Here is a 19089-nt window from a genome sequence, read left to right as displayed (position 1 = left end):
CTACCTAACGTTTGCTTGGTAGCCTAGCAGCATGACTCTGGCCGTGGACCTGGCAGGACGCGTCGCGCTGGTGACCGGCGGCGCCCGTGGCATCGGCCGCGGCATCACCGAGGTGCTCGTCGACGCGGGCGCCACGGTCGTCACCTGTGGACGCTCCGACGTCGACGACCCGGTCCCCGGGAGCGAGCACCGCACGTGCGACGTCCGTGACCCCGAGGCGGTGGCCGCCCTCGTGGCTGGTATCGTGGAACGCCACGGCCGGCTCGACGTGCTGGTCAACAACGCCGGCGGGGCGCCCTACGCGCTGGCCGCCGACTCCAGTCCCCGCCTCGACGACAAGATCCTGGGACTCAACCTCTCGTCGGTCCTCACCGTGTCGAAGGCGGCCAACGCGGTGATGCAACGCCAGCCCGAGGGCGGCGCCATCGTCAGCATCTCGTCGGTCTCCGCCCTGCGACCCTCGCCCGGCACGGCCTCCTACGGCGCGGCCAAGGCCGGCGCCGACTCCCTCACCCGGTCGCTCGCGGTCGAGTGGGGCCCGCGGGTCCGCATCAACAGCATCGACGTGGGCCTCGTGCGCACCGAGCAGACCGCCGACCACTACGGCGACGACGAGACCGTCGCCGCCGTCGAGGCCACCATCCCGCTGGGCCGGATGGCGCGTCCGGCCGAGGTCGGTCGTGTCGTCGCCTTCCTCGCGTCCGACCTCGCCTCCTACGTCTCCGGCGCCACCGTGGCCTGCCACGGCGGCGGCGAGCCACCCGTCTTCCTGCACGTCGTCACCAAGGAGCAACGCCAATGACACTTCTCGAGGGCCGCATCGCCATCGTCACCGGGGCGGGGCGCGGCATCGGCCGGGCGCACGCGCTCGAGCTCGCCCGGCAGGGCGCGAAGGTCGTCGTCAACGACTTCGGCGTCTCGCTGGGCGGTGAGCGGGAGGACTCGCCGGCCGACGCGGTCGTCGCCGAGATCCGCGCGCTGGGTGGTGAGGCGGTGGCCAACGGCGCCGACGTCGCCGACTTCGAACAGGCCGCGGCCATGGTCGACCAGGCGATCGACACGTTCGGTGGCCTCGACGTGCTGGTCAACAACGCCGGGTTCGTCCGCGACCGGATGCTGGTCAACACCTCCGAGGAGGAGTGGGACGCCGTCATCCGCGTGCACCTGAAGGGGCACTTCGCGCCGCTGCGACATGCGGGTGCCTACTGGCGCGCCGAGGCCAAGGAGGGCCGTCAGCGGGCGGCTCGCGTCGTCAACACCTCGTCGGGCGCCGGGCTGCAGGGCTCGGTCGGGCAGGCCACCTACTCCGCCGCCAAGGCCGGCATCGCCGGGCTGACCCTCGTGGCCGCCCAGGAGATGGGCCGGTACGGCGTCACCGTCAACGCCGTCGCGCCGGTGGCCCGCACCCGGATGACCGAGGGTGCGTTCGACACCTCGCAGATGGCCGAGCCCGAGGACAACGCCCCGATCGTGGCGTGGCTGGCGTCGGAGGATGCCGGCGACGTGACGGGCCGGGTCATCGAGATCGACGGCGGGCAGATCTGCGTCGAGCTGGGCTGGGCGCACGGCCCGAAGCGCGACATCGGCCGGCGCTGGCGCACCGACGAGGTGGGCCCGGCCCTGCGGGACCTGATCGCCGAGGGCCCCGACCCCGAACCCGTCTACGGCGCCCGCTGACCTGGGTGCAGTTTCCCAGGAGATCCCAGAAAACTGTCACTGTTGACAGGTTGCAACAGGGGTCAGGTGTCAGTTTTCGGGGATTTCCTGGGAAACCGACGGGGGGACGAGGCCTCGGCCGGTGACCAGCGGCAGGTCGAGCGCCGTGACCAGACCGGGCTCCGCCGCGACGACGGCCGGGACGGCGTTCACGAGCCGCTGGGCGGTGATGATCATGCCGCTGACGTTGTGGTCGCCGTGCTCGCCGTGGTGGCTGAGCTCGAGCGTCATCACCGGCTCCCCGGTGATCTCGATGCGGTAGCAGCCCTCGCCCTCGGCCGGGCGTGGCCACTCCGGCACCTGGTCGGGGTGGGTCCGCGTGACGTGCTCGACGACGACCCGGGGCACCCCGTCGACCGAGCCGATCACCTCGAACCGGACCGCCCCCATCGTGCCCTCCGCGATCTCAGTGCACACCGTGGTGACGGCCTCGGGCGCGGGACGACGGTCGACCACCTCCTGCAGCGGTTCGTCGAGCACGAGGTCGAGGCCGGCCGCGATCTGGCGCACCACCGGCCCCCACGCCATCGACAGCACCCCCGGCTGCCAGAGCAGCGCGCCGGCATCGACCGGCCGGCCGAAGCCGAACAGGTCGCCCATCGCCACGGCCTGGTCGTACGTGGCGTAGTCGGCGATCTCCATCACCCGCACCTGGTCGATGCGCCGGCTCAACGAGGTCAGTTGCAGCGGCAGGACGTCGTTGGCCCAGCCGGGGTCGATGCCGTTGATGTGCAGGCTCGCACCGCCGCGCCGTCCGGCGTCCTCGATCCGCTGCCAGAAGACCTCGGGCAGCGCGGGCCCCGGGTGCAGCAGCACCACCGGCCCGCTGCTGACGACGTCGACGCCCGCCTCGAGGAACCCGATCAGGTCGTCGATCGCCTCCAGCACCCGGTCGTCGGTCATCGCGCAGTGCACGACGCAGTCCGGCTCCGTGGCCAGCACGGCGTCGCGGTCGGTGCTGGCGAGGACCCCGAGGTCGCGGCCCAGGCCGGCGAGGTCACCGGCGTCACGCCCGTCCTTGGCCGGGTCGCTGACCCACACCCCGACCAGCTCGAGGGCGGGATGGGCGTCGATGCCGGCGATCGCGTGCCGGCCGAGGGTGCCGGTGGCCCAGACGACCACCCGCAGGGGCGCCGTGTGCGTCATACGCCGTACCCGCCGTCGACGTCGAGCTTCTGGCCGGTGACGAACCCGGCCCGTGGGGAGGCGAGGAAGCACACCGCCTCGGCCACGTCGTTCGCGTCGCCGAAGCGGCGCAGGGGGATGTTCGCGCGGGTGATCGCGAGCGCCGCCTCGTCGAGCTCACCGGACCCGATCAGCCGGGCGGCCATGCCGTCGGTGAGCATGCCGGGGCCGACCGCGTTGACGCGGACCCCGAACCGGCCCTCCTCCGCGGCCAGCGCCCGCACGGTCGACTCCACGGCACCCTTCGGGCCAGACGAGAGACCGTCGCGCACCGGGTAGCGGGTGGTCGCGGCGGTGGTGACCACGACGATCGACCCCTGGGCCGCGCGCAGCAGGGCGAGGGCCGGTTGGGCGATGTTGAAGAACCCGGCCGCGTCCTGCGTGAGCTGGTCGGCGAACACCGTGGGCGACACGGTCGACAGGTGCACCATCGGCACGTGCGGGCCGCTGGCGTGGACGAGGGTGTGCAGCCCGCCGTGGGTCTCGACCACCGCGGCCAGCACGGCCGCGCAGGCCGCGGCGTCGGTGACGTCGAGCCGGTGGACCGAGGACCGCCGACCCGCCGCCAGCACGTCCGCCTCGACCTCGCGGGCGGCGGCCTCGTTGCCGCGGTAGGTCACGGCGACGTCGCTGCCGCGTGCCGCCAACAGGCGAGCGACGGATGCGCCCAGCCCGCCGCTGCCGCCGACCACGAGGGCCGCGCCGGCGGCGTGGCTGAAGTCCGTCGACAGGTCCTGGCTCATGGAGTGCTGCACCCTTCGTGTGGTTGTCCGATCGTAGCCCCTCTGGTAGAACGTGTTCTAGATTTGTGAGGAGATACCCAACGTGGGCGACAGCGGCGACATCGCGGCGGACGTGACCTCCGGGCAGGCGTGGAGCGAGTTCTGCCGCGCCCTCGAGGCGGCAGGTGAGGTGGTGCTGCGCGACACCGCCCCGGACACCCCGCTGGACCGGGCGGAGGGCTACCGGTACCTGGCACGGCTGACCCGGGAGATGCTCTACTCCACGATCGACAACGCCGACCCCGACCGGCCACGGCTGCACGAGCTCGACCTGGTCAAGCTGGGCGCCGACAACCCCGACAACGTGTACCTGTCGGCGAACATCCGCGGCGACCGCAGCTACCGCATCACCGGCACGCGCGGGACGATCGCGTACTTCAGCATCGGGTCCAAGGCCAACCGCTACGCCAAGGACGGCACGATGGCGTCGACCGGTGAGCTCACCGATCGCGACCTGGTGGTGGGCGACGACGGGTCCGTCGAGATCATCGCGAGTGCCACGCCGCACGACGGCAACTGGCTGCCGCTGGCGCCGGACTCCACCGGCCTCGTGGTCCGTCAGACCTACCTCGACCGCACCACCGAGCAGCCCGGCAGCTGGTCGGTCGAGCTGATCGGCGATGCGCCCCTGCCCGCGGAGCTCGACCCGGCGGCTCTCGGCAAGGCGATGCAGCGGGCCGCGCTCGCCGTGCACGGCACCGCCGCCACCTTCGCGAACTGGACCGAGCTGTTCATGACGCGGCCCAACGAGATGCCCGACTTCGGTCAGGACATGTTCCAGCGGGCCGGCGGCGACCCCGAGATCTTCTACCTGCACGGCTACTGGACGCTGCGTCCCGGACAGGCGTGGGTCATCGAGACCGAGGTGCCGGACTGCCCCTACTGGAACTTCCAGCTGGACAACTGGTGGATGGAGTCGCTCGACCACCACCGGCGCATCACCGTCAACCAGCACACCGCGACGCTCGGGGACGACGGCCGCTTGACCATCGTGGTGTCCGACCGCGACCCCGGCTGGGGCAACTGGATCGACACCTGCGGCCACGAGACCGGCACGGCGCTGCTGCGCTGGCTCGGCGCCGACCACCACCCCCTGCCCGAGTGCCGCGTGATCGACCTGGAGGCCCCATGACCACCGCCGCAACCGTCCGGGCCGCGCTCGACGTCGACGACCTGCTCGCCGCGGCGCGGGCCAAGACGGGCCTCGACGACTTCGGCGACGACTGGTTCCTCGAACCCCTGCGCGTGCTGACCTCGGCCATCGCCGACGAGGCACGGCTGTCCGACCTCGGCCTCACCCTGACCCAGGGACGGTTCACCGCGCTGCTCGCCGACCGTCTGCGGCTGCGGGCGCTGCAGGCCGAGCACCCCGAGATCCTCGACGAGGAGGTCGTGGTCGCCACCGAGATCTGCGGGCTGCCGCGCACCGGGTCGACCCTCGTGCACCGCCTGCTGGCGGCCTCCCCGCACGTGACCTCGACGCTGTCGTGGGAGACGTCGTACCTGCTGCCCTTCCCCGGCGAGGGGCCGGGCGCGGAGGTGCGCAAGCGCAAGGCCCGGGAGCGGTACGAGATGTTCCTGGAGATGAGTCCCGACTTCGGCGACATCCACACCATCGAGTGGGACGGGCCCGAGGAGGACGTGATCATCCTCGACCGCACGTTCGTGTCGATGAGCTACGACTCCTTCTACCAGATCCCCACCTACGGCCTGTGGCTCCGCGTGTTCGACCAGGCCCCCGCCTACCGCGAGCTGAGGGAGTGGCTGCAGGTGCTGCAGTGGCAGGACCCGGACCGGGCCGGCAAGCCGTGGGTGCTCAAGTCGCCGCACCACCTCACCGCGGTCGACACCGTGCTCGACGCGTTCCCCGGCTGCAAGATCGTCATGACGCACCGGTCGCCGACCAAGGCGGTGCCGTCGTACGCATCGATGGTGTCGGCGATCTCGGGGCAGTACAGCGACGACATCGACCAGGTCGCGATCGGTCGCTACTGGCGCGACCGGTTCGTGGCCACCCTGGGTCAGCTCGACGAGGTGCGGGCCCGCAGGCCCGACCGCATCGTCGACGTCCAGTTCGCCGACGTCGTCTCGGACCCGGTGGGCGTCGCGCTGCGCGTGTCGGAGGCGCTGGGCGTGCCGGCCGACCGCGAGGCGCTGGAGGAGTACATGGAGCGCAACCGTTCGCAGCGGCACGGCTCCGGCGGCCACAGCTACACCGCGGAGGACTTCGGGCTGTCCGAGGCCGAGCTGCAGCAGGACTTCGCCTTCTACGAACCGCACCTGACCGGAAAGGTCGCACCATGATCCTCCACGACGAGGTCGTCGTCATCTCCGGGGTCGGCGCCGGACTCGGTGCCAAGCTGGCCGCCCGCGCGGCCGCCGAGGGCGCCAAGGTGGTGCTGGCCGCCCGGTCCGGCATGGTCACCGACCAGGCGGTCGCCGAGATCACGGCGGCCGGGGGCGAGGCCGTCGCCGTGGCCTGTGACGTCCGTAAGCCCGAGGACGTGGAGCGGGTCGCAGCCACCGCCGTCGAGCGCTACGGCAAGATCACGGGGCTGGTGAACAGCGCCTACTCCCACCCGGGCTTCACCGACCTGCTCGAGACACCCGACAAGCAGCTGCGCCGCGCGATGGACGTCATCCTGTTCGGGTCGCTGGAGATGACCCGCGCGGTCGTGCCGCACATGACCGGCGGCGGGTCGATCGTCAACGTCGGCACGATGTCGACGCGGGTGCCGATGCGCGGCGAGGGCGGTTACGCCGTCGCCAAGGCCGCGATGGGCACCGCGACGCAGTACATGGCGCTGGAGCTGGGCGAGAAGGGCATCCGGGTCAACCAGGCGATCCTGGGCTGGCTCGACGGACCGGGGGTCCGCTTCTACCTGACCATGACGGCCGAGGCCAAGGGCATCACCGAGCAGGACGTGTACGACGACATCGCGTCGCGCAACCCCCTCGGCCGGATCCCCCCGGACGAGGCCTGCGCCGGGGCGATCCTGTACCTGCTGTCGCGGTACGCCTCGGAGGTCACCGGCGCCACGCTCGACGTCAACGGCGGCGAGTACATGCCGGCATGAGCGTCGACCGTTCGCCAGCCCGAGCGTGCGAGGGCGTGAGCGCAGCGAGGCGAACCCCCGCGGTGTCCGCCTCGGGCTTCGCCCTCACGGTCGCTGCGCTCCCTGGCGACCACAGGTCTGCGTTCGCCGGCATGAGCGTCGACCGTTCGCCGGCCCGAGCGTGCGAGGGCGTGAGCGCAGCGAGGCGAACCCCCGCGGTGTCCGCCTCGGGCTTCGCCCTCACGGTCGCTGCGCTCCCTGGCGACCACAGGTCTGCGTTTGCCGGCATGAGGGTCGACTGTTCGCCGGCCCGAGCGTGCGAGGGCGTGAGCGCAGCGAGGCGAACCCCCGCGAGGCGCACCGCATGACCGACACGGCCCACGTCGTCCGCTCGGTGACGGTCGAGATCGACGCTCCCGCCGCGGTCGTGTGGGACGTCCTGGTCGACTTCGCCGCCTACCCGCAGTGGAACCCGTTCACGGTGGTCGCGGCCTCGACACTCGAGATCGGCTCGCCGATCGACCTGACCCTCCCGGCCTACGACGGGTCGGGCGGCCTGTTCGACACCCGCGAGTTCATCCGCATCGTCGACCCGCCCCGTCATCTGCGCTACGACAACGACGGTCAGATCCCGGGCGTGCTCGGGTCCCGCGACCAGTGGGTCACCGACCTGGGCCCGGGCCGCTCGTCGTACGTCACCACCGACACGATCAGCGGCGAGCTGGCCGACACCGCCATGGAGCTCACCGGCGAGTGGATGCAGTCCGGCTTCGACGCGGTCGCCCACGCGCTGAAGGCCCGTGCCGAGCGGGTCTGGGCAGGACGGTCCGGCGCATGAGGGCGCGACTGGAGGCGCTCGGGTGGGACACGGATCTGGTCGTCGAGGCCGGGGGAGCGCCGCCCGAGCCGGCCGGCGACGAGGTCGTCGTCGAGGTCGAGGCGTGCGGGGTCTGCGGCCGCGACTGCATCGACCGCGCCGGTCGGTTCGGATTCGTGCAGGTTCCGGTCACCCCGGGGCACGAGGCGGTCGGTCGGGTCGTGGCCGTCGGACCGGAGGTCACCGACTGGAGCGTCGGCCAGCGGGTGGCCACGATGCACCGAGACGGGTGCGGCGCGTGCGAGGCCTGCCTGGCCGGCGAGGCGTCGCTCTGCGGCTCCGGTGCCGCGGTGCTGGGGCTGCTGCACGACGGCGGCTACGCCAACTGGCTCGCCGCTCCGCAGGGCTGCTTCTACGCCGTCCCCGAGGGCCTCGACCCGGCGCTGGCGGCGGTGCTCAACTGCACGCTCGGCACCGCCTGGCGAGGGCTCACGCGAGCCGGTACCCGGGCGGGGTCGCGGGTGCTCGTGACGGGATCCAACGGCGGGGTCGGCCTGGCGGCGGTGTCGATCGCCCGGAGCCTGGGCGCCACGACGCTCGCGGTGGTCCGCAGCACGGAGCACGTCGACGCGGTGCAGCGGGTCGGCGCCGACGAGGTGCTGGTCGACGACGGCAGCGAGTTCCACAAGCGTCTGCCCGGCGGGCCGGTGGACGTGGCGATCGACTGCGTCGGTGCGCCCACACTGAACGCTGCCCTGCGGTCCCTGGTGGTGGGAGGTCGGCTGGTCGCGGTCGGCAACATCACGGGGGAGCGGATCCAGCTCAACATCGGCTACGTCATCACGTTCGGTCTGCAGATCATCGGTTCGTCCGGGGCCACCCGCGCCGACATGGCGGCACTGCTCGCGCACCACGCCGAGAACCCGGTGGATGTCCCGATCCATGACCGGATGCCGCTGGCGGAGGCCGACCGGGCCCAGCGGCTGGTCGCAGCAGGGGGTCTCGAAGGCCGCATCGTCCTGATCCCCTGACGAGCGGTGTTCGCCTCTGGCTCCGCCCTCACGGTCGCTGCGCTCCCTGGCGAACGCGGGTGGGTGTTCGCCAGCGACGAGCTCTGCGAGGAGCGTGAGCGCAGCGAGGCGAACCGTGGCTACCGATAGCGAGGTTGATCGTCTCCGGGTCGAGCGGTGACGGCGTCAAGCCCGGTGCCACCGCCGATCAGGGCCTGGATCGCCTCCGTCGACCCACCGACACCCGCCCAGTGGGGATCGACATCGCAGGCGATGCACCACGCCTGGTCTGCAGGCCAGATGAAGGCGGCGCGTGGAGGTGATCCGGCGACAGACAGCGACGTCCAGTCCTCGACCAGATCAACCAGCGACCCCTGCACAGTGAAGTACTCCCGGTGGGGCAGACGCAGCCTCGACGTCTGCGGGACAGCGGCACCTGCAGGCTCACCCCACCCGTCCCAGACGCACGCGTACCCCTCGCGGGGAGATGCGGTGAACTCGAGCAGCACCTGCACCACTCGCTGCATCTGAGCCGCCTCGCTGAGCAGCGGCGGTTCATCCAGCGCGTCGGCTTCCAGCTGACCCTCGAAGAGAGGATCGGGAATGAACCGAACGCGTGCGTAGGCGGCAAAGACCTGGGGGCCGAATGCCACGACTCGCTGCCAGGGCTGTGACGGATCGACCAGCCACTGCACCTCGTCGGCACTCGCGTCGGCCCAACGAAAACTCACAAGTCGAGGCTAGTGGTCATGCGGGGCCACCAGCGGGTCCACCGGAATCGACTGCTTCCGCATGGCCGTGGTGGCCGCCACGCAGTCCGCCGTCGTACGGGGTGTGTCGCCTCGGGCTTCGCCTTCACGGTCGCTGCGCTCCCTGGCGACCATGGGGGGTGTTCGCCAGCGCAGCGAGCCGCACTGGTGGTCCCTGGCGACGAGCTCTGCGAGGAGCGTGAGCGGAGCGAGGGACCCCCCACGAGCAAGGACTTCACACCGCCATTCGAGGGAAAAGGCAGTGTCAGTGGTGGCGGCTAGGTTGGGAGCATGTTCGAGGACGTCGATGCCACCGGGGTGTTGGCGGCGGTGCGTGCTCACGCCCATGCGTCGGCGCCGTTGCATGAGGGTGGTGCGTCTCGGGTGGATGCGATCGGGGCGTTGGATCGGTTGATTCGTGCGGCGCAGGCTGAGCAGGTGCGTCAGATCCTGGGCCTGTATGAGGCGCGGAGCCTGGCGATGGGGATCGGTCGTGGTGACGCGTCGGTGTCGACGGTGGGTGAGGTGTCGTTGGTCCGGGCGATCAGTCCCGGGGCGGCGGGCAACCAGTTCGCGTTCGCGTTGGGTCTGGAGTCTTTGCCGGGGGTGTTCGACCTGTTCGGTCGTGGGGTGATCCCGGAGTCGGTGGCGCGGGCGGTGGTGCAGGAGACCGAGAGGTTGGGTCCGGACGACCGGGTGCTGATCGATGCGGAGCTGGTGGAGGTGTTGCCGGGGTTGACGCCGGGCAGGGCTCGCAAGGCCACCCGCCGGTTGGTGATCCGGATCGATGCCGAGGCCGCGAAACAGCGGGCCGAGCGGGCGCGGGCGGATCAGCGGGTGTCGTTGTTCCCCGATGCTGACGGGGTCGCGGTGCTGGTGGTGCGGGGTCCGGCCGAGCAGCTGGTCGCGGTCCACGAGGCCCTCGACTCCTGGGCCACCGGCCTGCGCGCCACCGGCGACACCCGCACCCGTGGTCAGATCATGTGCGCAACATTGGTCGAGCGGGTCACCGGTGTCAGGCATGCCGACACGATGGATGTGGAGATCGGGTTGGTGCTGGACGCCAAGACCCTGTTGGGTGACGGCACGACTGCCGAGCTCGCCGGGTACGGGCCGATCTCACCGGATGTCGCGGACGAGATCATCGCCCGCGCCCACAAGCGGTCCGTCCGCCGCCTGTTGACCGACCCGGTCGACGGCACCCTGGTCGGCCGGGACCCCCGCCGGCGGCACTTCGACGGACCCCTCGCCGGGCACATCCGGGCCCGCGACCGGCACTGCCGGCAGCCTGGGTGTGAGTGCAAGATCCGCGACCTGGACCACGTGATCGACTACCAGGCCGGTGGCCCGACCGCCGAGGCCAACGCCCAAGGACTCTGCAAGCGGTCCCACACCATCAAGCACCAACCCGGCTGGTCCGTCCGCTCCGAAGGCCGCGCCACGATCTGGCGCACCCCCACCGGCCACGAATACCGGTCCGACCCACCACCCCTCCTCGGCCACCTCCGCCAATAGGGACAGTCCGCACGGCTCTTCCTCGCTCAGACGTCCTGGGGGCGTGGTGAGCTCTCCGGCTGACTGTTCCAAGCGGCAACAGCCAACAGGAACCAGCTCAGCACGATGACAGCCATGTCCCCGATGCCGTTGTGGTCGTCGGGCAGTCGCGCGAGGTAGATCGCTCCTCCGAGGGTGACTGCGCCGCTCACCAGCGCGAGCCCACGGATGAATCGTGTCCCCCACCTGAAGGCCTGCGCCACCACGGCAACGACGAGCACGGTGAGGGCGACATGGAACAACGGGCGGAGGCCAGTCCGCTCGTCGACGAGGTTCTGGGCCACGACCGTCAGGACCACGATCACGACCCACGTGAGAGGCCGGACGAACCATGGACGCTTCGACATCTCGTGAGCCTAGGCCCTGAAATGCTTGGTTGTCGCGTGCCTGACCGGACGGGCTACCGCGACTTCTTGAACAGCCCTCCGAGCAGTCCTCCGCCGGACGCTCCGCCGGCCAGCGTCTGCAGTCCCAGCACGTCGGTGCTCGCCGTACCGCCGCCCAGCAGCCCGCTGAGCAGAGGCTGCGCGCAGCTGCCGAGCAGGTTGTCGATGTTGCACAACCCGGGCGGCGCCACCGGCACGTAGTCGGCGGGGACCCCACCACGGGCGATGACGTCGGTGTAGGTCGCCACCCCGTCGGTCGGCCGGCGGGTCAGGGTCGGATCGGTGACCACGTCGACCGTCCACAACCCGAACCGTGGACGGTAGCTGCCCCACTCGTAGTTGTCGGTGATCGACCAGTAGTTGTAGCCGATCACGGGCACGCCCTCGGCCATCGCCCGCTGCATCCAGTACAGGTGGTCCTGCAGGTGCTGCGACCGGGTGTAGCCGTCGGCGCGGGGCTTGCCGTTGTCGGTCGCCATGCCGTTCTCGATGATCCAGATCGGCTTGCCCGGGAACCGCGCGTGGTAGCTCTTCAGCGCGTTGTAGAACCCCTCCGGCGCGGGCTTGACCTCCCAGAACTTGCCGGTCAGGGCGGCGCTCGCGGTGTAGTTGTCGAGCGCGACCCCGTAGTAGTAGTCGAGGCCGATGAAGTCGAGCTTCATCTGGTGGAGGAACAGCACGTCGAGCGCCGGCTGCACGCCCGGGATGTAGGCCGCGTTGCTCGACACCAGGGCATCCGGATCCGTGCGGTGGATCAGGTCGTACGTACGGTTGTGGGCGTTGATCACCTGCGGTGCCAGCGCGAGCGCGGGGAGCGGGTTGTCGCTGTCGAGCAGCTCGTGCTGCAGGTAGATGACCGGCTCGTTGAAGGTGATCCAGGTCGTGCCGTCACCGGCGTAGCGGGGCACGATCAGCTCGGCGTACGCCAAGAACCGGTCGACCGCACCGGGGTTGGCCCACGCGCCCTGGTCGGCGAACCAGGCCGGATGCACCCAGTGCGAGAGGGTGATCATCGGGGTCATGCCGTGGCTGCGGATCTCCGCCACCACGTCGTCGTAGAAGGCCAGCGCCGCGGGGTCGATGACGCCCGGCTCCGGCTCCACCCGAGCCCACTCGACGCCGAACCGGAACGTGTCGACGCCCAGGCTCGCCGCGTTGGCGATGTCCTCGCGGTAGCGGTTGAGGAAGTCGACGGAGTTCAGGTACGGCTCCATGCCGTCGTCGTACCGCGACCAGTTGCTCGCCGGGGCACTGCCCTCGGACTGGTAGCCGCTGGTGGCGACCCCCCAGCGGAAGTCGTCCGGGACCGCCGGCACGGTGGCGGCCGCGTGGGCTCCCGCTGGCAGCAGCGCCATCACCACGCCCAGCGCCAGACCCCCGAACAGCGCGGTCATGAGGGTCCGGCCCGGGCGGCGCATCAGCGGATCCCGGTCCAGCGCATCAGCTTGAGCGTGATGCGGGTCTGCCGGGCGTAGGCCTCGTAGGTCTGGTCGCCCTGCGGCTCCATCACCTGCTTCTTGAGCACTGCGATGTTCTGCGCGTCGGTGTACTTCAGCAGACCCTGGTCACCGTGCCGTGCGCCGACGCCGGACTGCTTCAGCCCGCCCGACGGGGTGCCCTTGGACGCGAACGCCGTGGCCAGGATGTCGTTGATGTTGACGTTGCCCGAGTCGATCCGCCGAGCCACGTCCATGGCCCGCTCCAGGTCGGTGCTCCAGACGCTGGCGTTCAGGCCGTAGTCGGTGTCGTTGGCCAGCCGGATCGCCTCCTCCTCGGTGCGGAACCGGTACAGCCCGACGACCGGGCCGAAGGTCTCGGTCGAGCCGGCGAGCATGTCGGGGGTGACGCCCTCGAGGATCGTCGGCTCGTAGAACGCCGGACCGAGGTCGGGTCGGGCCCGGCCGCCGGTCAGCACGGTCGCTCCCTTCGCGCGCGCGTCGTCGACGTGGGAGGCCACGCGGTCGCGGTGGTCGACCGAGACGAGCGACCCGAGGTCGGGTCCGAAGTCGTAGGTCGCGCCCACGGTCATGGCGGCCGTGGCGGCCACGAACTTGTCGCGGAACTCCTCGTACAACGAGTCGTGCACGTAGAGCCGCTCGATGTGCATGCAGATCTGACCGGAGTTGCCGAAGCCGCCGAACAGCGCCGCGTGCACCGCCTCGTCGACGTTGGCGTCGGCCAGCACGAGCATGGGGTTCTTGCCGCCCAGCTCCAGGCAGCAGCCGATCAGGTGCCGGCCGGCCGTCTCGCCGATGACACGACCGGTGGCGGTGGACCCGGTGAACATGACGTAGTCGACGCCCGCCATCAGGGTCGGTCCGACGTCGGGGCCCTCACCGCACACGACCTGCACCAGGCCGCGCGGCATGCCCGCCTCCTCCAGCAGGCGGACGCCGAACAGCGGGGAGAGTGCCGTTTTGTTGTCAGGCTTCAGCACCACGCCGTTGCCGGCGATCAGCGCGGGGATGGTGTCGGAGATGCCGGTGGCGAAGGGGAAGTTCCACGGCGCGATGATGCCGACGACGCCCTTGGGCCGCCGCACCTCCGTCGAGCTCGACAGCACCGGGACGGGGCCGGCGTGCTTGCGGTCCTTCAGCAGCTTCGGGGCCCGCTTGATGTAGTGGCTCGTGCCCATCGGCACGTCGCAGGTCTCCTCGAACGCCATCCGCCGGTTCTTGCCGCTCTCGGCCTGGATGAGGTCGGTGATGAGCAGCTGGTTGCGGACCACCAGCGCGTGGAACTTCTTCATGACCTTCAGCCGCTTGCGCAGCGGCCACGATCCCCACTCGCGCTGGGCGGCGCGGGCGGTGGCGACGGCCCGCTCGATGTCGGACTCCGAGGACTGCGGCAGCTCGGTGAGGACGTCGCCGGTGTAGACCTCGGTCAGCTTCCAGGTGTTGCCGGTGCTGCCGGGGACCCGGGTGACCAGGCCGTCGAGGAACGCCGGGGTCAGCTTCGCGGGCCGCACGCGCTCCGTCATACCGGCGCTCATGCCAGCACCAGCTCGGCGGCCTTGTCGCCGATCATGATCGACGGGGCGTTGGTGTTGCCGCCGATGATCGACGGCATGATCGACGCGTCCGCGACGCGCAGGCCCTCGACGCCCCGCACCTTCAGGTCGGGCCCGACCACCGCCCGTTCGTCCACGCCCATGCGGCAGGTTCCCACACCGTGGTAGACGGTGGTGGCCCGGTTGAGGACCTCGGCGCGCATGTTGGCGGCGTCGTACTCGGGGCCGGGGTGCAGCTCGGCGGTCACGTTGCCGCCGAACGCCGCCGACCGCATGATCTCGCGGATCATCTCGATGCCCTCGGCCAGCACCTGCTGGTCGCCGGGCTCGGCGAGGTAGTTCATGTCGATCAGCGGTGCCGCCGACGGGTCGGACGACGCGAGCCGCAGGGTGCCGCGGCTGCGGGGGTAGATGAGCGTCGACATCACGGTGAGCGCGCGCCGCCGGTCGACCTCGTGACGCACGGGGGCGTCCTGGTTGGGCGACGGGTACGCCCACGGCAGCACGAGGATCTGCAGGTCGGGCACGTCGGTGGCCTGCGAGGTCCGGACGAAGGCGGTGGTCTCGAAGACCGAGTTCTCGAGGAACGAGCCACCCACGGTCAGCTCGCGGGCCAGGCCGCGGGCGAAGTACGACGGCGTGCCCCGGTGCACCGCGTTGGGCATCAGGTAGGTGGCCGGCACGAACAGGTGGTCGTGCAGGTTGTCGCCGACCGGAAGGTCGGCCACCACGTCGATGCCGTGCTCGGCCAGGTGCTCGGCCGGTCCGACGCCGGAGAGCATCAGCAGCTGCGCCGACCCGAACACGCCGGCCGACAGGATGACCTCCTTGCCGGCCCGGACGACCCGACGGTTGCCCTTCTTGTCGATGATCTCGACGCCCGTGGCCCGACCGTTCTCGATCACGACGCGTTGCGCGTGCACCTGGGTCTGCACCTGCAGGGTCGGCCGGTCGGCCAGGGTGATGTAGCCGCGCGACGACGAGAACCGCTTGCCGCCGGAGGCGCTCTGCTGGAACCGGCTGACGCCCTCCTGCTCGGCAGCGTTGTAGTCCTTGAGGATCTTGACGCCGAGGGTGTCGGCGGTGGCCTGCTCGAACTGCTGCGAGGCCTCGGTCGGCTGCGTGTGCCGGGTGACCTTGATGGGTCCGCCGGCGCCGCGGTAGGCGTCGGCCCCGTCCTCGAAGTCCTCGACCCGCTGGTACACCTCGTTGACGGAGTCGGCGTCCCAGCCGGTGTTGCCCTCGGCGGCCCACGCGTCGTAGTTGGCGCGGTTGCCGCGCACCCACAACAGGCCGTTGACCGAGCTGGATCCGCCGAGCACCTTGCCGCGGGTCTGCGGGACGACGCGGTTGTTCATGTGCTTCTGCGGGGTCGTGTAGTACCCCCAGTCGACCAGCTTCTTGATCTTGGGCTCGGCGTGCATCGGGCCGATCATGCCGGGCTTGGTGACGAGCAGGGAGGTGTCCTTCTTGCCCGCCTCGAGCAGGATCACCGTGGCCCCGGAGGCCGCGAGGCGCGAGGCTGCGGCAGCGCCCGCGCTGCCGGCGCCGACGACGACGTAGTCGGCCTCGTCGCGGGAGGTCTTGTTGTCGGTCATGGTGATCCTTTGTCAGATGCGTTCGATGATCGTGCCGGAGGCCTGCGCGCCCCCGGCGCACATGGAGACCAGGGCGGTGGTGGCGTCCCGACGTTCCAGCTCGTGCAGGGCGGTCGTCAGCAGGCGGGTGCCGGTCGAGCCGACCGGGTGGCCGAGGGCGATGGCTCCGCCGTTGACGTTGATCTTGTCCGCGGGGACGTCGTGGACCTTCGCCCACGACATCACGACGCCGGCGAAGGCCTCGTTGACCTCGCAGACGTCGATGTCGCCGATCGACATCCCGGTGTCGGCGAGCAGCCGCTCGGTCGCCTGCACCGGGCCGTCGAGGTGGTAGTAGGGGTCGGCGCCGACGAGGCACGACGACACGATCCGGGCGCGTGGGCGCAGCCCGAGCTCGGCCGCCAGGTCGGAGTCCATCAGCAGCAGGGCCGAGGCCCCGTCGGAGATCTGCGAGGAGGTTCCGGCCGTGTGGGTGCCGCCCGGCAGCACCGGGTCGAGACCGGCGAGCCGTTCCAGCGAGGTGTCGCGGATGCCCTGGTCCGCGTCGACCGTCACGAACTCACCGGTGGGCGTGCCCTCGGCGTCGAGCACGGGTGCCTTGACGGGCACGATCTCGCGGGCGAAGTGGCCGGCGTCGCGGGCCGCCCGGCCCTTCTGCTGCGACCAGAGGCCGAACGCGTCCACCTCCGCGCGGGAGAACCCGCGGTCGGCGACGATGCGGTCGGCACCCTCGAACTGGTTGGGCAGGTCGATCGACCAGTCGTCGGGACGGGGGCTGCCGGTGCCGGGCGGCACGTTGGCGCCCAGGGGGACACGGGACATCGACTCGACACCGCAGGCGATACCGGCGCGGATGAGCCCGGCCCCGATCATCGCGTGGATCAGGTGGGTCGCCTGCTGGGCCGAGGAGCACTGGGCGTCGATCTGCGTGGAGGCCGTGGCGTTCGGCAGGCCCGCGTGCATCCAGGCGCGGCGCACCATGTTGTTGGACTGCTCACCGGCCGACGTGACGTTGCCGCCGATCACCTGGTCGACGACCTCGGCCGGCATGCCGGACCGGGCGATCACCTCGGCCTGGACGAGCCCCAGCAGGACGGCGGGGTGCACGCCGGCGAGCGCACCCTTGCGCCTGCCCTGGGGCGTGCGGACGGCATCGACGATCACGGGAGAGCCCATGGAGCAAAACTAGAACACGTTCTCGTCTCGCACAACCCTTCCGAAACCACCGGTCTCATGGCACCATAAACTAGAACGTGTTTCAGAAACTAGAGGAGCCGCTGTGACGACGACCCCCACCGCCCCCGCCATTCCCACCGGATTCGACCCCACCGACCCCGAGGTCAACGAGCAGGGGATCCCTCACCGGGAGTTCCTCGAGCTGCGTCGCACCGCCCCGGTGTTCTGGGTCGAGCAGACCCCCGAGGCGCGGGCGGGCATGGAGGGCGGCACCGGCTACTGGGCGGTGAGTCGCCACGCGGACGTGGCGGCGGTGTCCAAGAACAGCAAGGAGTTCGTCACCAGCGAGAACACCGCGATCATCCGGTTCGGCGCCGACATGACGCGCGAGCAGGTCGAGATGCAGCGGATCATGCTGATCAACCTCGACCCGCCGGACCACACCGCCATGCGCTCGATCATCAGCCGCGGTTTCACGCCGCGGGCCATCGGTGCGCTCCACGAGGGACTGGTCGAGCGGGCCGAGTCGATCGTGCGCAGCGCCATGGAGCGCGGCGAGGGCGACTTCGTCGAGGAGCTCGCCTCCGAGCTGCCGCTGCAGGCCATCGCGGACCTGCTCGGCGTGCCTCAGGAGGACCGCAAGAAGCTCTTCGAGTGGTCCAACCAGATGCTCGCCTACGACGACCCGGACTACGACGTCGATCCCGAGGCCGCCAGCATCGAGATCCTCACCTACTTCATGGCCCTCGCCGAGGAGCGCAAGGCCAACCCGCAGGACGACATCGTCACCAAGCTCGTCACGGCAGGTGAGGACGGCGAGGGCCTCGAGAGCGACGTCTTCGGCTACTTCACGATTATGCTCGCCGTGGCCGGCAACGAGACCACGCGCAACGCCATCACCCACGGCATGAACGCGTTCTTCGACAACCCCGACCAGTGGGAGCTCTACAAGAAGGAGCGCCCGAAGTCGGCCGTCGACGAGATCATCCGCTGGGCGACGCCGGTGACGGTGTTCCAGCGCACCGCCACCGTCGACACCGAGGTCGGCGGGGTCCCCGTCGCCAAGGGCCAGCGCGTCGGACTGTTCTACGCCAGCGCCAACCACGACACCGACGTCTTCGAGAACCCCGACGTCTTCGACATCATGCGCACGCCGAACCCGCACCTGGCCTTCGGCGGACACGGCGCCCACTACTGCATCGGCGCCAACCTGGCCCGGCTCGAGATCGAGATCATCTTCAACATGATCGCCGACCTCATGCCCGACATCACCAAGCTCGCCGAGCCCCGCCGGCTCCGCAGCGGCTGGATCAACGGCATCAAGGAGCTGCGGGTCAAGTACGCCTGAGGCGCGCGGCTCCGCCGCACCAGCGGTTCGTTCCTCACCGCTGCCGTGCTCCGCACGGGCGCCCAGCCTCGCTGCGCTCGGCCTGGGGTCACCACGACGGCCCGCTTCCCGAAAGGGAGGCGGGCCGTCGTGTTCGCCAGCCCGAGGGACGCTCGCCCTCACGGTCGCGACCATGCGTTCGCCAGCCCGAGGGACGAGGGCGTGAGCGCAGCGAGGCGAACCTGGCGTGGGTGTCGCCTCGGGCTTCGCCCTCACGGTCGCGACCATGCGTTCGCCAGCCCGAGGGACGAGGGCGTGAGCGCAGCGAGGCGAACCTGGCGTGGGTGTCGCCTCGGGCTTCGCCCTCACGGTCGCTGCGCTCCCTGGCGACCACGGCCGCTCGGTGTTCGCCAGCCCGAGGGACGAGGGCGTGAGCGGAGCGAGGCGAACCTGGCGTGGGGGACGCCTCGGGCTCCGCCCTCACGGTCGCTGCGCTCCCTGGCGACCGCGGCCGCTCGGTGTTCGCCAGCCCGAGGGACGAGGGTGTGAGCGCAGCGAGGCGAACCTTGCGTGGGGGTCGCCTCGGGCTCCGCCGCAGCGAGGCGAACCTCACGCGGATGTCGCCTCGGGCTTCGCCCTCACGGTCGCTGCGCTCCCTGGCGACCACGGCCGCTCGGTGTTCGCCAGCCCGAGCTTGCGAGGGCGTGAGCGCAGCGAGGCGAA

Annotated in this window: 17 protein-coding genes; 9 read left to right on the top strand and 8 right to left on the bottom strand. The window is 70.8% G+C overall.

Annotated features, from left to right (window positions below; all coding sequences use genetic code 11):
* Positions 1 to 31: 31 nt before the first annotated feature.
* Both HMPREF0063_RS10910 and HMPREF0063_RS10905 read left to right on the top strand, forming a co-directional pair.
* On the top strand, positions 32 to 802 hold the full coding sequence (locus HMPREF0063_RS10910; protein WP_007078728.1) for an SDR family oxidoreductase: 771 nt from the start codon (positions 32 to 34) through the stop codon (positions 800 to 802).
* Positions 799 to 1677 carry an SDR family oxidoreductase gene (locus HMPREF0063_RS10905; protein WP_007078727.1) on the top strand — a complete coding sequence of 293 codons (879 nt, stop codon included), beginning with the start codon at positions 799 to 801 and terminating at the stop codon, positions 1675 to 1677. The genes HMPREF0063_RS10910 and HMPREF0063_RS10905 overlap by 4 nt, the downstream gene beginning before the upstream one ends.
* Positions 1678 to 1746: 69 nt before the next feature.
* Here the strand turns inward: HMPREF0063_RS10905 and HMPREF0063_RS10900 are convergent, their stop codons facing one another.
* Positions 1747 to 2862: an NAD(P)H-dependent amine dehydrogenase family protein gene (locus tag HMPREF0063_RS10900; protein WP_007078726.1), complete on the bottom strand. Its 1116-nt coding sequence runs from the start codon at positions 2860 to 2862 to the stop codon at positions 1747 to 1749.
* A complete protein-coding gene (locus HMPREF0063_RS10895) occupies positions 2859 to 3644 on the bottom strand; it encodes an SDR family NAD(P)-dependent oxidoreductase (protein ID WP_007078725.1) in 786 nt (261 codons plus the stop codon). Before HMPREF0063_RS10895 ends, HMPREF0063_RS10900 begins: the two co-directional genes overlap by 4 nt.
* A gap of 82 nt (positions 3645 to 3726) precedes the next feature.
* On the opposite strand from HMPREF0063_RS10895, the gene HMPREF0063_RS10890 reads away from it, so the two are divergent.
* From HMPREF0063_RS10890 to HMPREF0063_RS10870, 5 genes are all read left to right on the top strand, one after another.
* On the top strand, positions 3727 to 4815 hold the full coding sequence (locus HMPREF0063_RS10890) for a DUF1214 domain-containing protein (RefSeq protein ID WP_007078724.1): 1089 nt from the start codon (positions 3727 to 3729) through the stop codon (positions 4813 to 4815).
* Positions 4812 to 5987 (top strand): sulfotransferase family protein, encoded by a 1176-nt coding sequence (locus HMPREF0063_RS10885; RefSeq protein ID WP_007078723.1) that lies wholly within the window; start codon positions 4812 to 4814, stop codon positions 5985 to 5987. The genes HMPREF0063_RS10890 and HMPREF0063_RS10885 overlap by 4 nt, the downstream gene beginning before the upstream one ends.
* The gene (locus HMPREF0063_RS10880; RefSeq protein ID WP_007078722.1) at positions 5984 to 6760 is read left to right on the top strand and encodes an SDR family oxidoreductase; all 777 of its coding nucleotides are present in this window, start codon (positions 5984 to 5986) and stop codon (positions 6758 to 6760) included. The genes HMPREF0063_RS10885 and HMPREF0063_RS10880 overlap by 4 nt, the downstream gene beginning before the upstream one ends.
* A gap of 343 nt (positions 6761 to 7103) precedes the next feature.
* A complete protein-coding gene (locus HMPREF0063_RS10875; RefSeq protein ID WP_007078721.1) occupies positions 7104 to 7577 on the top strand; it encodes an SRPBCC domain-containing protein in 474 nt (157 codons plus the stop codon).
* Positions 7574 to 8587 (top strand): alcohol dehydrogenase catalytic domain-containing protein, encoded by a 1014-nt coding sequence (locus HMPREF0063_RS10870; protein ID WP_007078720.1) that lies wholly within the window; start codon positions 7574 to 7576, stop codon positions 8585 to 8587. Before HMPREF0063_RS10875 ends, HMPREF0063_RS10870 begins: the two co-directional genes overlap by 4 nt.
* 119 nt (positions 8588 to 8706) lie before the next feature.
* Here the strand turns inward: HMPREF0063_RS10870 and HMPREF0063_RS10865 are convergent, their stop codons facing one another.
* Positions 8707 to 9297, bottom strand: coding sequence for a hypothetical protein (locus tag HMPREF0063_RS10865; RefSeq protein WP_007078718.1), 591 nt, complete (start codon positions 9295 to 9297; stop codon positions 8707 to 8709).
* Between the two features lie 456 nt (positions 9298 to 9753).
* Here HMPREF0063_RS10865 and HMPREF0063_RS10860 point away from each other — a divergent pair, with 456 nt between their 5' ends.
* Complete coding sequence (locus HMPREF0063_RS10860) at positions 9754 to 10830, top strand: HNH endonuclease signature motif containing protein (protein ID WP_156794100.1); 1077 nt, start codon at positions 9754 to 9756, stop codon at positions 10828 to 10830.
* A gap of 26 nt (positions 10831 to 10856) precedes the next feature.
* Here HMPREF0063_RS10860 and HMPREF0063_RS10855 read toward each other — a convergent pair whose 3' ends face one another.
* From HMPREF0063_RS10855 to HMPREF0063_RS10835, 5 genes are read right to left on the bottom strand one after another with little or no spacing between them, the layout of a single operon-like run.
* Entirely contained in the window at positions 10857 to 11216 is a 360-nt protein-coding gene (locus tag HMPREF0063_RS10855) for a hypothetical protein (protein ID WP_007078715.1), read from the bottom strand.
* A 53-nt stretch (positions 11217 to 11269) separates the two neighbouring features.
* Entirely contained in the window at positions 11270 to 12673 is a 1404-nt protein-coding gene (locus HMPREF0063_RS10850; RefSeq protein ID WP_007078714.1) for a glycoside hydrolase family 1 protein, read from the bottom strand.
* Positions 12673 to 14235: a succinic semialdehyde dehydrogenase gene (locus HMPREF0063_RS10845; protein WP_245527705.1), complete on the bottom strand. Its 1563-nt coding sequence runs from the start codon at positions 14233 to 14235 to the stop codon at positions 12673 to 12675. The genes HMPREF0063_RS10850 and HMPREF0063_RS10845 overlap by 1 nt, the downstream gene beginning before the upstream one ends.
* 8 nt (positions 14236 to 14243) lie before the next feature.
* Positions 14244 to 15863, bottom strand: coding sequence for a GMC family oxidoreductase (locus HMPREF0063_RS10840; protein WP_007078712.1), 1620 nt, complete (start codon positions 15861 to 15863; stop codon positions 14244 to 14246).
* 12 nt (positions 15864 to 15875) lie between these two features.
* Positions 15876 to 17039, bottom strand: a complete 1164-nt coding sequence (locus HMPREF0063_RS10835) for a steroid 3-ketoacyl-CoA thiolase (RefSeq protein WP_007078711.1) — start codon at positions 17037 to 17039, stop codon at positions 15876 to 15878.
* Between the two features lie 103 nt (positions 17040 to 17142).
* On the opposite strand from HMPREF0063_RS10835, the gene HMPREF0063_RS10830 reads away from it, so the two are divergent.
* Positions 17143 to 18387 carry a cytochrome P450 gene (locus HMPREF0063_RS10830; protein ID WP_007078710.1) on the top strand — a complete coding sequence of 415 codons (1245 nt, stop codon included), beginning with the start codon at positions 17143 to 17145 and terminating at the stop codon, positions 18385 to 18387.
* Positions 18388 to 19089 lie beyond the last annotated feature (702 nt).

Source organism: Aeromicrobium marinum DSM 15272 (assembly GCF_000160775.2).
In the GTDB taxonomy this organism is placed as follows: Bacteria; Actinomycetota; Actinomycetes; order Propionibacteriales; family Nocardioidaceae; genus Aeromicrobium; species Aeromicrobium marinum.
Note: the sequence above shows the minus strand (reverse complement) of the source record. Positions and strands in the feature narration are given on the sequence as shown.

Excerpts from the sequence above, each read along its gene's own strand:
- HMPREF0063_RS10910 (WP_007078728.1), top strand. The coding sequence starts at position 32 with ATGACTCTGGCCGTGGACCTGGCAGGACGCGTCGCGCTGGTGACCGGC.
- HMPREF0063_RS10905 (WP_007078727.1), top strand. The coding sequence starts at position 799 with ATGACACTTCTCGAGGGCCGCATCGCCATCGTCACCGGGGCGGGGCGC.
- HMPREF0063_RS10900 (WP_007078726.1), bottom strand. The coding sequence starts at position 2,862 with ATGACGCACACGGCGCCCCTGCGGGTGGTCGTCTGGGCCACCGGCACC.
- HMPREF0063_RS10895 (WP_007078725.1), bottom strand. The coding sequence starts at position 3,644 with ATGAGCCAGGACCTGTCGACGGACTTCAGCCACGCCGCCGGCGCGGCC.
- HMPREF0063_RS10885 (WP_007078723.1), top strand. The coding sequence starts at position 4,812 with ATGACCACCGCCGCAACCGTCCGGGCCGCGCTCGACGTCGACGACCTG.
- HMPREF0063_RS10880 (WP_007078722.1), top strand. The coding sequence starts at position 5,984 with ATGATCCTCCACGACGAGGTCGTCGTCATCTCCGGGGTCGGCGCCGGA.
- HMPREF0063_RS10875 (WP_007078721.1), top strand. The coding sequence starts at position 7,104 with ATGACCGACACGGCCCACGTCGTCCGCTCGGTGACGGTCGAGATCGAC.
- HMPREF0063_RS10870 (WP_007078720.1), top strand. The coding sequence starts at position 7,574 with ATGAGGGCGCGACTGGAGGCGCTCGGGTGGGACACGGATCTGGTCGTC.
- HMPREF0063_RS10855 (WP_007078715.1), bottom strand. The coding sequence starts at position 11,216 with ATGTCGAAGCGTCCATGGTTCGTCCGGCCTCTCACGTGGGTCGTGATC.
- HMPREF0063_RS10850 (WP_007078714.1), bottom strand. The coding sequence starts at position 12,673 with ATGCGCCGCCCGGGCCGGACCCTCATGACCGCGCTGTTCGGGGGTCTG.
- HMPREF0063_RS10845 (WP_245527705.1), bottom strand. The coding sequence starts at position 14,235 with ATGACGGAGCGCGTGCGGCCCGCGAAGCTGACCCCGGCGTTCCTCGAC.
- HMPREF0063_RS10840 (WP_007078712.1), bottom strand. The coding sequence starts at position 15,863 with ATGACCGACAACAAGACCTCCCGCGACGAGGCCGACTACGTCGTCGTC.
- HMPREF0063_RS10835 (WP_007078711.1), bottom strand. The coding sequence starts at position 17,039 with ATGGGCTCTCCCGTGATCGTCGATGCCGTCCGCACGCCCCAGGGCAGG.